Raw genomic sequence first — 13,261 nt, 5'->3', positions numbered from 1 at the left:
CGACCACTACCGGACCGAGGGATGTAACGGCCCCGGCGGAAACCTAATGTGGAAACCGCCGTCAAAGCTGTTCCGTGCCTTGGAATCGAGCCACATCCAGTTTCTTGGAGAATCATGAACGTGCGACAGGCGCCGGAATACCCCCAGTGGCCGCAGTACGACGAAAAGGAGCGGGAAGGTCTCATCCGCGCACTCGAGCAGGGCCAGTGGTGGCGCATGGGCGGGAGTGAAGTCGACTCCTTCGAGAGGGAGTTCGCCGAACTGCACGGCGCCCCCCACGCCCTGGCCGTCACCAACGGAACCCACGCCCTGGAACTGGCCCTCCAGGTCATGGGGGTGGGACCGGGCACCGAAGTCGTCGTCCCGGCCTTCACCTTCATCTCGTCGTCGCAGGCGGTGCAGCGGCTCGGCGCGGTCGCGGTCCCCGTGGACGTCGAACCCGACACCTACAACATCGACGTGGCGGCGGCAGCGGCGGCCGTGACGTCCCGCACCCGGGCCATCATGCCCGTGCACATGGCGGGCTTCCTGGCCGACATGGACGCGCTGGCCAAGCTCTCCGCCGACACCGGTGTCCCGCTGCTCCAGGACGCCGCCCACGCCCAGGCCGCCCGCTGGCAGGGCAAGCGCGTCGGCGAACTCGGCACCATCGCCGCGTTCAGCTTCCAGAACGGCAAGCTGATGACCGCCGGCGAGGGCGGCGCCGTCCTGTTCCCCGACACGGAGAGTTACGAGGCGGCGTTCCTGCGGCACAGCTGCGGACGCCCGCGCACCGACCGCCGCTATATGCACCAGGTCGCCGGCACCAACATGCGGCTCAATGAGTTCTCCGCGGCCGTACTGCGCGCCCAGCTCAGCCGCCTGGAGCAGCAGATCGCCACCCGTCGCCGGCGCTGGGCCGTGCTCTCCCCGCTGCTCGACGCCATCGACGGCGTCGTCCCGCAGCGCCCCGACGCCCGCGCCGACTCCCCCTCGCACTACATGGCGATGTTCCGCGTCCCCGGGATCGGCGAGGACGACCGCAACGCCCTGGTCGACCGGCTCGTGGAGGCCGGTGTGCCGGCGTTCGCCGCCTTCCGCGCGATCTACCGCACCGACGCCTTCTGGGAGACCGGCGCCCCGGACGAGACCCCGGAGCAGCTCGCCGGACGCTGCCCCCACACGGAGGCCATCAGCCGGGACTGCGTCTGGCTGCACCACCGCGTCCTGCTCGCCGGTGAACAGGACATGCACCGGACCGCGGAGATCATCGCGGACGCCGTGGCCGCCGTATGAGTATCAGGACGGCCGTCGTCGGGCTCGGCTGGGCGGGGCGGGAGCTGTGGCTGCCCCGCCTGACCGAGCACACCGGCTTCGACGTGGTCGCCGTCGTCGACCCCGCCCCGCGGGCGGGTACCGCCCTCGACGCGGCCCCGGACGTGCCCGTGCACCCGACGGCGGACGCGCTCACCGCCCGCGCGGTCGACCTGGCCGTCGTCGCCGTGCCCAACCACCTGCACGCCGACGTGGCTGCCGGGCTGCTCCGCCGGGGCGTGAGCGTCTTCCTGGAGAAGCCGGTGTGCCTGACCTCCCGCGAGGCCGACACCCTGGCCGCCGCCGAACGGGACGGCGGCGCCACCCTGCTGGCCGGCAGCGCCGCCCCGCACCGGGCGGACGTGGGCGCCCTGGCGAACCTCCTGCCCGGCCTGGGCCGCATCCGCCACGTCGACCTGTCGTGGGTGCGGGCGCGGGGCATCCCGCAGGCCGGCGGCTGGTTCACCCAGCGCAGCAAGGCCGGCGGCGGCGTCCTCTTCGACCTGGGCTGGCACCTGCTCGACACGCTCACGTCCCTGCTCGGCCCCGCCCGCTTCACCCAGGTCCTCGGCGTCACCTCCAACGACTTCCTGGACACCGGCGCCTGGAGCGCCGCCTGGCGGGAGGACGCGGCGCCCGCCCCGGCCGCCGGAGCCGTGGATGTCGAGGACACCGCCCGGGGCTTCCTCGTCCGCGACGACGGCGTCTCCGTGGGCCTCCGCGCCGGCTGGGCGTCGCACCAGGCGCGGGACGTCACCCGGATCCGGGTGACGGGCAGCGCCGCCACCGCCGAACTGCGCTGCACGTTCGGCTTCAGCCCCAACCGCCACCCCCACGCCGGGCTGACGCTGACGCGTGAGGGCACCACGACCTCCCTGCCGGTACCCCAGGAGCCCATCGGCACCGAGTACCGGCGGCAGTTGGACGTCCTCCCCGGCGTCCTGTCCGACCCGGGCCACCGCGGCAGGACCGCCGAGGAGGCCCGTACGACGGTCCGCGTCATCGAGGACTTCTACGCCGCGGCCCGCCGCGCGCACGAGCAGACCGCCGTGCCCGCCCATCACTAGAAGGTGAGGAAGCCGGTGACATCACCGATCTCGACAGGACCGGCGCGGCTCGCGCAGCGGCCCACCGCCCCGGGCGCCGGCCCGCCGGCGACGGGGACGCTCCGGCCGGTCGGACGCGCCGTGGTCTTCGACCTGGACGGGGTCCTCGTCGACAGTTTCGCGGTGATGTACGAGGCGTTCGCCGTCGCGTACAAGGAGGTCGTCGGCGACGGCCCCGCGCCGTTCGACGAGTACCGGCGCCACCTGGGGCGCTTCTTCCCCGACATCATGCGCATCATGGGCCTGCCCCTGGAGATGGAGGCGCCCTTCGTCCGCGAGAGCTACCGGCTCGCCTCCCAGGTGCCGGTCTTCGACGGCGTCGTGGAGCTGCTCACCACCCTGCGGGTACGCGGCTACCGGCTCGCCGTGGCCACCGGCAAGAGCGGGGAGCGGGCTCGGTCGCTGCTCGGCCTGCTCGGGCTGCTGCCCTTCTTCGACCACGTGATCGGCTCGGACGAGGTCGCCCGGCCCAAACCGGCCCCGGACATCGTGGAGCACGCCCTGGACCTGATGGGCTTCACGCCCGAGCAGGCCGTCATGGTCGGTGACGCGCCGACCGACATCGCCAGCGCCCACGGCGCCGGCGTGACCTCGGCCGGCGCGCTGTGGGCGCTGTCCGACGCCGAGGAACTGCTCGCCGCAGGGCCCGACATCGTCCTGGCCCACCCCGGTGACCTGCTGGCCCTGTGCCCCTCCGTACCCGGTGACTGAGGACGGGCCCTGCCTCGGCGTCGACATCGGGGGCACCAAGGTCGCCCTGCGGGCCGAGGCCGGCGCGCGGTGCGTGGCCGAGACCGTCTTCGCCTGGCAGCCGCGGCACAGCGCCGACCGCGACCTCGCCCAACTCGCCGCGCACGTCGGCGGGCTGAGCGAGCGGCTGGCCGTGCCCCCGAGGGCGGTGGGCGTCGCCGTACCGGCGACCGTCGGACCCGACGAGCGGATCACCGCCTGGCCGAGCCGGCCCGAGTGGACCGGCACGGACCTGGGCGCGGCGCTGCGCGCACTGCTGCCGGGCACGCCCGTCGCCTGGGCGGACGACGGCGACCTCGGCGCCCTCGCCGAGGCACGGGCCGCCGACTGCGCCGACCTCCTCTACATCGGGGTCGGTACGGGTGTCGGCGGCGGCCTCGTCCTGCGCGGCGACCTCTGCCCGGGGCTGGGCCGCGGTTCCTTCGAGATCGGGCACACGGTCGTCGACCTGGGCGGCCCGCGGTGCGTGTGCGGACGCCGGGGCTGCCTCCAGGCCATCGCCTCGGGCCCGGCCACCCTCCGCCACGCGGCCCGGCTGCGCGGGAGCGACGTCGACTACGACGCGCTGCGGCAGGCCTGGCTGGACGCGGCCCCCTGGGCGGTGGCGGCCCTGCGCCGCACCTGCCGGGCCCTGGCCGCGGCCGCGACCGGCGTCCAGGAACTGCTCCACCCGCGGCTGCTGCTGATCGGCGGCGGCTTCGCGAGCGGCCTGCCCGGCCTGGACGCCCTCCTGACCGAGCACCTGGCCGGCCTCGCCCGTCCGGGCCACCCGCCCCTCACCGCGCGCCCCGCCGCCCTGGGCGGCCTGTCGTCCCTGCGCGGAGCGGTGGAACTGGCCCGCCGGACGCATGCGTGAGGGCGAGCGGGTGAGCGGGTGAACGCCGAGGTGCTCGAGCGCGGCAGGCGCCGCCGGCACGGGTGCCCCCGGTCAGGTCCCGCGGTGCGGTCCCCCCGCCGGCACGGCCGCCGCCAACCGGTCGCGCAGGCCGTCGACGAGCGCGGCGGTGTCCTCGGTGCCGCGCGCGGCACCGAAGACGTGGTAGTCCGGGCGGACCAGGAGTGCGCTCGCGTCGTGCTCGGCCAAGTACGCCCGGTAGAAGCCGTCCGTGTCGATGACGTCCGTCAGGCCCGGCTCGGTGTCCTCGGGCGGCAGGACCGTGCCGGGCGGGGACAGGCGCACCACACGCGTGTCGAGGGCCGCCAGGAAGGACCACCGGTCCTCCCCGAGCGCCGGGCGCGGATCGTCCGTGGTGAGCAGCACGAAGCCGCCCCCCACGACCGCGTCGAACAGGCCCGTGCCGTCCGCCGTGCTCACCCGCCACTGCGGCACCACCTCGCCGGCCGGTGCCCGCGGCGCGCCCGAGGGCGCCCGCAGCAGTCCGGCCGACAGCGGCTTCGCCGCATCCGGCGCCCCCGGCCCCGTACGACCGCGCCGGCCCGCCAGGACCGTGGCGTCCCGCTCCGCGGCGGCCGCCGGGTCCGTCACACAGATCACCCGCCCGAGCTGCACCGACGACAGGATCGACTCCTTCACGTGCTGCCGCCGCTCCTCGGCGTAGGTGTCGAGGAGCGACGCGTCGGCCAGGCCGCGCAGCGTCAGGTCCAGCTTCCACGCCAGGTTGGCCGCGTCCCGGAGCCCGGAACACATGCCCTGCCCGGCGAACGGCGGCATCAGGTGGGCCGCGTCCCCGGCCAGCAGGACCCGGCCCGAGCGCCACTCGTCGGCCCAGGCGGCCCGGAAGATGTAGGTCGTGCTGCGCAGCAGCGTGGCCGTCTCCGGAGTGACACCGAACGGCTTGAGCAGGCGCCAGGCGGTCTCCGGACGGTTCAGCTCGGCGCTGCTCTCACCCGGCAGCCGCATGAACTCCCAGCGGCGGTGCCCCGGCCCGCTGCCGACGAGCGTCGTGGGCCGCGCCGGGTCACAGATCTGGACGTTGGTGGGCGTGAACGCACGCGGTTCGCGCAGCTCGACGTCGCACAGCAGCCACTCGTAGGAGAACCCAAGGTCGGTCATGGGGACGCCGAGGTGCTCGCGCACGAAGCTGTTGGCGCCGTCGCAGCCCACGACCCAGCGCGCGTCGACCGTGCGGGCGGCTCCGTCGTCGGTCTCGACGGTCAGCGACACCCGGTCGTCCCGCTCGGCGAGGTCCACGACCCGGTGCCCGCGCAGCACCGTGACGCCGGGCAGCGCCGCGGCGCGGGCCGCGAGCAGTCTCTCCAGCGCGGGCTGGTGCATGGTGTTGGCGTCCGGCCAGCCGTAGCGCCCCGTCGGGGAGAAGGCGATGTCCAGCAGCGTCTCGCCCCCCGCGGTGTGCCACTGGTAGCCGGTGGCAGGCTCCGTGATCTCGCCGAACCGGTCCCCGACGCCCGTGGCCGCGAGCAGTCGCGCGGTCTCCCCGTCGAAGCTGGTCGCCCGCGGCAGCAGGTACGGCCGGGGCCGGCGTTCGAGGACGGTCACGCGCAGCCCGCGCTGGGCGAGCAGCACCGACAGCGCCGCGCCGACCGGCCCGTTGCCGACGACGGCCACGTCCGTGTCCGTGCCGGTGTCCGTCGGGGACTCGTAGGGGTCGTGCGGGCGCGTGGTGGACATCGTCATCCCAACTCGCAGGGGTCGAAGAGCGCGAGGGCATGGAAACGGCACTGGATCCGCACTGCCGGCATCGGCTGCCCGAGTGTCCCCACGCCCCCGTGGATTCCCCCCGGAGCCCCGCTCGAGCGCCGTCCGGAGTACCGGGATCAGCCGTCCGTGGTGAGCGCCCGGGCCGGGCACAGGTCGACTGCCTCGTCGGCCGCCGGCCACAGGGCCTGACCGGGCTCCGGGTCCAGCACGACCACCACGCCGTCGTCCTCGCCCTGGTCGAACAGTTCCGGCGCGACGAGCACGCACTGTCCCGCGCCGACGCACTTGTCGGTGTCCGCGAATATCTTCACAGCGATCGCCTCCTACGGGTGGAATGCAGGCCGTCGGCCATGATGCCCGAGGAATACGGCTCACCGCCCTGGACGCGGCGTTTCGCCGGTGCCGCTCCAGCCGTATTCGAGCGCACGCCCATAAGGACCGCGGCGAAAGGACGAGAGGCGGCGGACCAGCCAAGGCTTCGGCCTATCAGATCGAGGGATATCGGGCCCGCGAAGCCCTTCCTATCCTGTCGCTGGACATGTGCATCACGGGACCGGCGCGATTCTCATTCCGTACGTCCGTCGATCCGTGACGGGGAAAGCGGCGTGCCGGACAACGATTCCTGAAGGGAATTAAGGCCGTGCCTCGAACCCCGGAGCAATTCGGAACATGGGTCCGCCGGTTCCGTCCGGTGACGGACGCCGACGTCCGTCTCGTGTGCCTGCCGCACGCCGGCGGGTCCGCGAGCTTCTACTTTCCGCTGTCCAAGTCGCTCACGCCCGCCGTGGACGTCCTGGCGGTGCAGTACCCGGGACGGCAGGACCGGCGCCACGAACCGAACATCGACAGCCTCCCCGAGCTGGCCGACAGGATCTTCGAGGCGATACGCCACCTCGACGACCGGCCGCTGGCGCTGTTCGGCCACAGCATGGGCGCCGTCCTCGCCTACGAGGTCGCGCTGCGCCTTCAGGACGCCGGACTCCCCGCCCCCGTACGGCTCTTCGTCTCCGGACGGCGCGCCCCCTCCCGGGACCGTGACGAACGGCTCCACCTGGGCTCGGACGAGCACCTCCTGGCCGAGGTGCGCAAGCTGGACGGCCCGCACGCGGCGCTGCTCGCCGAGCCGGACGTACGGGACATGATCATGCCGGCACTGCGCGGCGACTACCGCGCCGTCGAGAGCTACCGCTGCGCACCCGGCCGGCGCCTGGAGTGCCCCGTGACGGTGCTCACCGGGGACAGCGACCCCCGCGTCTCGGTCGACGAGGCGACGGCCTGGGAGGAGCACACCAACGGCCCGACGGAGCTGGAAGTGTTCCCCGGCGGCCACTTCTTCCTGCTCGACCAGAACGCGCGCCTGACCCGGCTCCTCGCGAACCGCCTGTCCCGCCGGCCCGCCGGCGCGCCCCACGAAGCCCGCGTCTGAGGTGACCGAGTTGAACTCCATGCCCGTCCCCACCATCCCCCACCACTCGCTCCTGGTGTTCCTCCTCCAGCTCGCGGTCCTGCTCCTGCTGGCCCTGTCCCTGGGACAGTTGGCCGCACGGTTCAAGATGCCGGCGATCGTCGGCGAACTGCTCGCCGGAGTCCTCGTGGGACCCTCGGTCCTCAGCCACGCCTGGCCCGCCCTCGCCGACTGGCTGATGCCGAAGGACACCGCCCAGATGCACATGCTCGACGTGGTCGGGCAGGTGGGCGTCGTGCTGCTCGTCGGCATCACCGGCATGGAGCTGAAGTTCGACCTCGTCAGGCGGCGCCGGCTCACCGCGGCCCGGGTGAGCGTCTGCGGTCTGGTCCTGCCCCTGGCGCTCGGCGTCGGGGTCGGCTTCCTGCTGCCCTCCTCGATCGTGCCGGACGGTACCAGCCCGACGGTCTTCGCGCTCTTCCTCGGTGTGGCCTTGTGCGTCACCGCGATCCCCGTGATCGCCAAGACCCTGATGGACATGAACCTGCTGCACCGCGACATCGGGCAGCTCACCCTCGCCGCCGGAGTCCTCGACGACATCGTGGGCTGGTTCCTGCTCTCCATCGTGTCGGCGATGGCTACGGCCGGACTGAGCACCGGCACGGTCGCCACGTCCCTGCTCTACCCCGTCGGCGTCGTCCTGGCCGCCTGGCTGGTGGGCCGCCCCCTGGTGAAGGCGGCGCTGCGCGCGGCGGGCCGCTCCGCGTCACCGGTGCCCACCGTCGCGGTGACGGCGCTGATCGTGCTGCTGGGCGCGGCGGCGACCCAGGCGCTGCACCTGGAGGCGGTCTTCGGCGCGTTCGTGTGCGGTGCGCTGATCGGCACGAGCGGGCAGCTGGACCGGGAGAAGCTGGCCCCGCTGCGGACCGTCGTCCTCGCCTTCCTCGCACCGGTCTTCTTCGCCACGGCCGGTATCCGGATGGACCTGACCGCGCTGACCGACCCCACCGTCCTGGCCGCGGCCTGCGCGGTGCTCGCCGTGGCGATCTTCGGGAAGTTCGCCGGCGCCTTCGCCGGCGCGAAGATGAGCGGCCTCGGCCGCTGGGAGGGCCTCGCCCTCGGCGCCGGCATGAACTCCCGGGGGGTGATCGAGGTCATCGTGGCGATGGTGGGCCTGCAACTCGGGGTCCTCAGCGCCGAGGCGTACACCGTCATCATCCTCGTCGCAATCGTCACCTCGCTGATGGCGCCGCCCGTGCTGCGCTTCGCGATGGCCCGGATCGACGAGGACGCCGAGGCGGGGATGGGCATGGCCGGCACGGCACCGCGCGACCTGGCGGCGCCGCCGTCCGCCGCGGTGTGAGCGGGGGAGAGGAGCGGGACGTGACGACGGCGGGGACGTACCGCGGCGGACGACTGCTCGCCATCAGCGACCTGCACGTCGGCCACGCCGACAACCGTGCCCTGGTCGAGCGGATGGCACCCGGGACGGACGAGGACTGGCTGCTGGTGGCCGGTGACGTGGCGGAGACCGTCACCGACATCCACTGGTGTCTGAAGACCCTTGCCGGCCGCTTCCGCAAGGTCGTCTGGGTGCCTGGCAACCACGAGCTGTGGACCCACCCGAGCGACACCGTCACCCTGCGCGGCGTCGCACGTTACGAGCATCTGGTGGAACTCTGCCGGGACCTCGGCGTCACGACGCCCGAGGACCCCTACCCGCTCTGGCACGGGCCGGACGGGCCGGTGGTGGTGGCGCCGCTGTTCCTGCTGTACGACTACTCGTTCCTGCCGGCCGGGTGCGCCACCAAGGACGAGGGTCTCGCCTACGCGCACGAGACCGGCGTCGTGTGCAACGACGAGAGCCTGCTCCACCCCGATCCCTACCCGAGCCGTGAGGCATGGTGCCGGGCCCGGGTCGCCGAGACCGAACGCCGGCTCGCCTCACTGCCCGACGGGACGCCGGTCGTCCTGGTCAACCACTATCCGCTGCACCGGCACCCGACGGAGGTGCTGTGGTACCCGGAGTTCGCCATGTGGTGCGGCACCCGGCTGACCGCCGGCTGGCACCGCAGGTACCCCACGGCCGCCGTGGTGTACGGCCACCTCCACATCCCGCGGACCACCCACCACGAGGGCGTCCGCTTCGAGGAGGTGTCCGTGGGCTATCCCCGCGAGTGGCGCAGGCGGCAGAACCCGCCGGGCACGCCCCGCACGATCCTGTGACCGGTGGACCACCGCCAGGCCACTCACCGAACCGCGGCTGTCCGTGCGGCGGCCCCGGGCTCAGGAGGCCCTCGCGCCTTCGGGGGACGCGCCCGGCACCCGGCTCCAGGCCCGCGTCAGTTCCACCCGCGAGGCCACGTCCATCTTCCGGAAGATCTTCTTCAGGTGGAAGGCCACGGTGTGCCCGGAGATGAAGAGCCGTTCCCCCACCTGTGAGTTGGTGAACCCCTGGCTCACCAGCTCGGCCACGGCGGCCTCGGTGTTGGTGAGCGTGCCGGCGTCCGGGCCGCTCCGGCCGGCGTACTGCGGATGGCGGCCCCGCCGCACACCGAGCGCACGCAACCGGCTCGCGACCCGCCGCGCGTCCCGTGGGGCCCCGGCCCCCGCGTAGCCGTCCGCCGCCGACTCGAAGGCCTCGACGGCCCGTTGGCGTTCGGCGGGCCGCGCGGCGAGGAACTTGCCCGCGTCCTCCGCGGCGGACGCGGCGGCCCACGGGTCCTGGTGCGCGGCGGCCGCGGCGAGCACCCCGTCCGGATCGCCGTCCAGCAGCCCGGCGGCATGCCCCGCCGCCGCGCCCACGGAGCACAGCCCCGGGTTGCGCACCGCGAGCGCGCCGGCTCCCGCCACCACCCGCCGGGCGAGTACCTCGTCACCCAGCTTGCGGGTGGCCCGCACGAGCCAGGCGGCGGCGGTGGGCTGGGAGGCCAGCAGCTCCAGCAGCAACCGGTCGTCCGTGGCGATGCCCGCGATGAGCTGGGCCGCGCTCGCCGGGCCGCCCCGCACCTCGAGGAGCTGCGCCGCCGCCCAGGCGCACTGGCTCGGCCCGTGCGCTGTCCGACCGAGCAGAGCGTAGTCCCGCAGCTGATCGGCGAACTGCGCACTCACACTCATGTCGCCCTGCCGAAGCGCGCTGAGCGCCAGCACGGTGTGCGCGTCGGGCAGGAAACCGTGCAGCCCGGCCCGCCGCGCGCGGTCGGCACCCCGGGCGGCGAGATCGACGGCCGCCGAGGTGTCGCCCCTGGCGAAGGCGAGGTCCGCCGCGCCGAGCAGGGAGACGACCGCGGTCCCGCAGTCGGCGCCCGACCGGGCGGACAGTTCGTCCACCTCGGCCAGGACCAGCGCGGCGGACGACAGCCGGCGGACCCTGACCAGCAGTGCCGCGTACCAGGCCCGTGCCAGCGCCTCGCAGTTCCCGGCGCAATCGGGTTCCGTTCGAACAGCGGCCTCTGCCAGGCGAATACCTTCCTCCAGATCCCCGCGGGACCAGGAGGAGAAAGAGGACTCCGGCAGGGCGGAGGATGCGCAGGCGTTGTTCCGGCAGACACGTAGGACGGAGAAAACGGGGGGCAGCCGCAGGCGAAACGGAGAATCGAGCATCACATCTCCAGTCATGGGATACGTGCCGTCCGAGTGGGGTCCGTGCGCGGACCACGTTAGGGCGGGGGTGCGGGCGGGGCGGTGCGGGCCGACGCGGCGTGTAGACGGCCTCGACGTGTGTACGAGCGGTCCTTGAGCGGCGCGGCCGGGCGCGCGGGGGACGGCTCCGGGAGCGGGACTATCAGCTCTGAGGGTGGCGCGCGGTGAAGTGCGGCGACAGCATGGAGGAAATCCCGGCTCCGCGGCCGAGACGAGCGGGCCGCGGCGAAAACAGAGGTGGGCCTCTTGAGTACCGTGCTTCTCCTGAACGGCCCGAATCTGGGAATTCTCGGCCGCCGGGAACCGGAGATCTACGGCACGGACACGCTCGCCGACATCGAGGCGGCGGTCGCCGACGAGCTGAGCGACCGGGGCTGGAAGGTGCTCTCCGTCCAGCACGACTCGGAGGGCGACCTCGTCGGCGCCGTGCACCGGCACAGCGACAGCACCGTGGGAGCCATCGTCAACCCCGGCGCCCTGATGATCGCCGGCTGGAGTCTTCGCGACGCCCTCGCCAGCTACGCGCCGCCCTGGATCGAGGTGCACCTCAGCAACGTGTGGGCCCGGGAGCAGTTCCGGCACGAGTCGGTCATCGCCCCGCTGGCCAGCGGTGTCGTCGTCGGCCTCGGAGCCTACGGCTACCGTCTGGCCGCCCGGGCGCTCACGCACCTGGCGCCGCCCCCGCTCTGACCCCTGCCCGGTTCATGCCGCCTCCCCGGCGGCCGGCAGCCCGATGCCCGGGTAGTACTTGCGCTGCCGGGAGAGGACCATCGCCTTCGGCGACGCCAGTCCCACGGTCTCGCGGATCCTTGCCGCCAGCGCGCGCGAGGAGACCGGGTGCACGCCCTCCGCCCGGCACCACTCCCGGTACGCCGCGTGCAGCCGGGTCTGCTCGGCCCGCAGCGCGGGGCCGAGGGCGCACACCTCCGACACGAAGCGCCCCATGTGGTCCTCGGTCTGCGCGTACGCGGCGGTCGCGACCCGTACGCTCTCCGGCCCGGCGAGGTCCCTCGCACCGGCCAGATAGCGGCGGGCCCCCAGGACCAGCCAGTGGAGGATCCCCGGCCCTTCCTCGCGCACCAGGACGTCGGCGAGGTTGTCGATCCGCCGGTCGTCGGGGACGACGCGTTCGAAGGGGATCAGGCGTATCCGGCGCCAGAAGGCGAAGCCGCCGGTGCCGACCTCGGGGCGGTGGTTGCCCAGCAGCCACAGCTTGTGCGTGGGCGTGAAGCTGAAGAAGTCCTGCCGTATCCGGCGTGCCTTGATGCGGTCACCGCCGGTCAGCAGCTTCAGACGGGCCTCGTCGAACCGGTCGCCGGGCCTGACCTCGCTGCACACGATCATCCGGCGCCCGTGCAGTTCCGCCAGGTCGGTGGGGTGGCCCTCGTGGGGACGCGCCATCAGGAAGCCCGGCGGCGCGGCGTCGGCGTAGTCCCCGAGGAGCTTCATCAGCACATCGAGGAGGACGGACTTGCCGTTCTTGCCGGAACCGAACAGGAACGGCAGCACCTGGGCGCCCACGTCGCCGGTGACCGAGTACCCGAGGAGCACCTGGAGGTAGTCGGCCGTCTCGGCGCCCGCCGCGTCGTCGCCGAAGGTGTCGGCGAGGAACCTCTCCCAGCGCGGCGTCTTCGCCGGCCGCGGCGTCAGGGCGGTGCAGCGGGAGTGGAGGCCGTTGCCCGGGCCGGGTGGTTCGAGCAGTCCGGTGCGCAGGTCGACGATGCCGTCCGGGGTGCACAGCGCGTACGGGTCGGCGTCCAGACGAGCCGCGTTGAGCACCATGCCGGGCGCCGACCTCGCCTGCGCCAGCATCGCGTTGATACCCGCGGTGGACAGGGCGCGACGGCGGTGGGTCTGCAGGGCGGCGTCGGAGTACCGGCCGAGGGGATCGGAGGAGGCGAGGGACTCCACGAGGTCGCCGGCCGCCCAGAGCACCGTGCCGTCCCCGTCGGGCTGCCAGCGGGCGCCCGTCCAGCGGTACCAGCCCAGGCCCGGGACGTGACGGTACCTGTCGGCGTACCGTTGGGCGAAGAGCTCGGCCAGGCCGCGGTCGGTCAGGCTCCCCGGGAGCGGTCCTGGCGGCGGTGTCCTCCGGTGTCGTGATGCGCTGGTGACGGCGCGCAGCTCAGAACCCATGTGCTTCCCCCTACGGCGACCCGAGCGACTCAAGCGACTCTGATCCTGTGTAACCCCCCACAGGAGCCCGGACCTGAGTAAGATACGTACCATCCGGTTTTGTTTTCAACCCTGCGACCTCCGGGTTCCCGGCCCGCCCGGCCCGTGGTGTTCGGGCAGGAGCATGAAGTCCTCTTGTTCTTGACGTTCTTCGGTACAAGCTGTGACGGTGGCGTAACGGGTACTCCCCCTTGAAAAGAACCGTCCATCCGGTATATTTCTCGACGTCGAGGCCGTCCGGCACCACAGAGGGCCGGAGGTCGGCATTCC

General features: G+C 73.3%; 12 protein-coding genes. 8 read left to right on the top strand and 4 right to left on the bottom strand.

The features are described 5' to 3' along the window. Positions 1-114: 114 nt before the first annotated feature. The 4 genes from ELQ39_RS00965 to ELQ39_RS00950 are packed head-to-tail and all read left to right on the top strand — an operon-like array spanning position 115 to position 4,005. Complete coding sequence (locus tag ELQ39_RS00965) at positions 115-1,275, top strand: DegT/DnrJ/EryC1/StrS family aminotransferase (protein ID WP_242590618.1); 1,161 nt, start codon at positions 115-117, stop codon at positions 1,273-1,275. Then, positions 1,272-2,360, top strand: a complete 1,089-nt coding sequence (locus tag ELQ39_RS00960) for a Gfo/Idh/MocA family protein (RefSeq protein ID WP_242590617.1) — start codon at positions 1,272-1,274, stop codon at positions 2,358-2,360. Before ELQ39_RS00965 ends, ELQ39_RS00960 begins: the two co-directional genes overlap by 4 nt. A 15-nt stretch (positions 2,361-2,375) precedes the next feature. Beyond that, positions 2,376-3,110, top strand: coding sequence for an HAD-IA family hydrolase (locus ELQ39_RS00955; protein WP_443334317.1), 735 nt, complete (start codon positions 2,376-2,378; stop codon positions 3,108-3,110). Next, complete coding sequence (locus ELQ39_RS00950) at positions 3,103-4,005, top strand: ROK family protein (protein ID WP_225644040.1); 903 nt, start codon at positions 3,103-3,105, stop codon at positions 4,003-4,005. Before ELQ39_RS00955 ends, ELQ39_RS00950 begins: the two co-directional genes overlap by 8 nt. A gap of 72 nt (positions 4,006-4,077) precedes the next feature. On the opposite strand, the gene mhpA is transcribed toward ELQ39_RS00950, so the two are convergent. Continuing rightward, a complete protein-coding gene (mhpA, locus tag ELQ39_RS00945) occupies positions 4,078-5,739 on the bottom strand; it encodes a bifunctional 3-(3-hydroxy-phenyl)propionate/3-hydroxycinnamic acid hydroxylase MhpA (protein WP_242590615.1) in 1,662 nt (553 codons plus the stop codon). 146 nt (positions 5,740-5,885) lie between these two features. Continuing rightward, a complete protein-coding gene (locus ELQ39_RS00940) occupies positions 5,886-6,080 on the bottom strand; it encodes a ferredoxin (protein ID WP_242590613.1) in 195 nt (64 codons plus the stop codon). Between the two features lie 380 nt (positions 6,081-6,460). Between ELQ39_RS00940 and ELQ39_RS00935 the strand changes: the two genes are divergently transcribed. From ELQ39_RS00935 to ELQ39_RS00925, 3 genes are read left to right on the top strand one after another with little or no spacing between them, the layout of a single operon-like run. Then, positions 6,461-7,195, top strand: a complete 735-nt coding sequence (locus ELQ39_RS00935) for a thioesterase II family protein (RefSeq protein WP_242590612.1) — start codon at positions 6,461-6,463, stop codon at positions 7,193-7,195. A gap of 19 nt (positions 7,196-7,214) precedes the next feature. Further along, entirely contained in the window at positions 7,215-8,537 is a 1,323-nt protein-coding gene (locus ELQ39_RS00930; protein ID WP_242590668.1) for a cation:proton antiporter, read from the top strand. 20 nt (positions 8,538-8,557) lie between these two features. Next, on the top strand, positions 8,558-9,400 hold the full coding sequence (locus tag ELQ39_RS00925) for a metallophosphoesterase family protein (protein ID WP_242590610.1): 843 nt from the start codon (positions 8,558-8,560) through the stop codon (positions 9,398-9,400). Between the two features lie 60 nt (positions 9,401-9,460). Here the strand turns inward: ELQ39_RS00925 and ELQ39_RS00920 are convergent, their stop codons facing one another. After that, the gene (locus ELQ39_RS00920) at positions 9,461-10,504 is read right to left on the bottom strand and encodes a helix-turn-helix transcriptional regulator (RefSeq protein ID WP_242590609.1); all 1,044 of its coding nucleotides are present in this window, start codon (positions 10,502-10,504) and stop codon (positions 9,461-9,463) included. Positions 10,505-11,062: 558 nt separating this feature from the next. Here ELQ39_RS00920 and ELQ39_RS00915 point away from each other — a divergent pair. Continuing rightward, positions 11,063-11,506 carry a type II 3-dehydroquinate dehydratase gene (locus tag ELQ39_RS00915; protein WP_190005765.1) on the top strand — a complete coding sequence of 148 codons (444 nt, stop codon included), beginning with the start codon at positions 11,063-11,065 and terminating at the stop codon, positions 11,504-11,506. 12 nt (positions 11,507-11,518) lie between these two features. Here ELQ39_RS00915 and ELQ39_RS00910 read toward each other — a convergent pair whose 3' ends face one another. Then, the gene (locus ELQ39_RS00910) at positions 11,519-12,952 is read right to left on the bottom strand and encodes a DNA primase family protein (protein WP_242590607.1); all 1,434 of its coding nucleotides are present in this window, start codon (positions 12,950-12,952) and stop codon (positions 11,519-11,521) included. Between the last annotated feature and the right edge of the window lie 309 nt (positions 12,953-13,261).

Source organism: Streptomyces sp. GB4-14, assembly GCF_022696125.1.
Taxonomy (GTDB): domain Bacteria; phylum Actinomycetota; class Actinomycetes; order Streptomycetales; family Streptomycetaceae; genus Streptomyces; species Streptomyces werraensis.
This window is presented reverse-complemented; position numbering and strand designations above follow the sequence as displayed.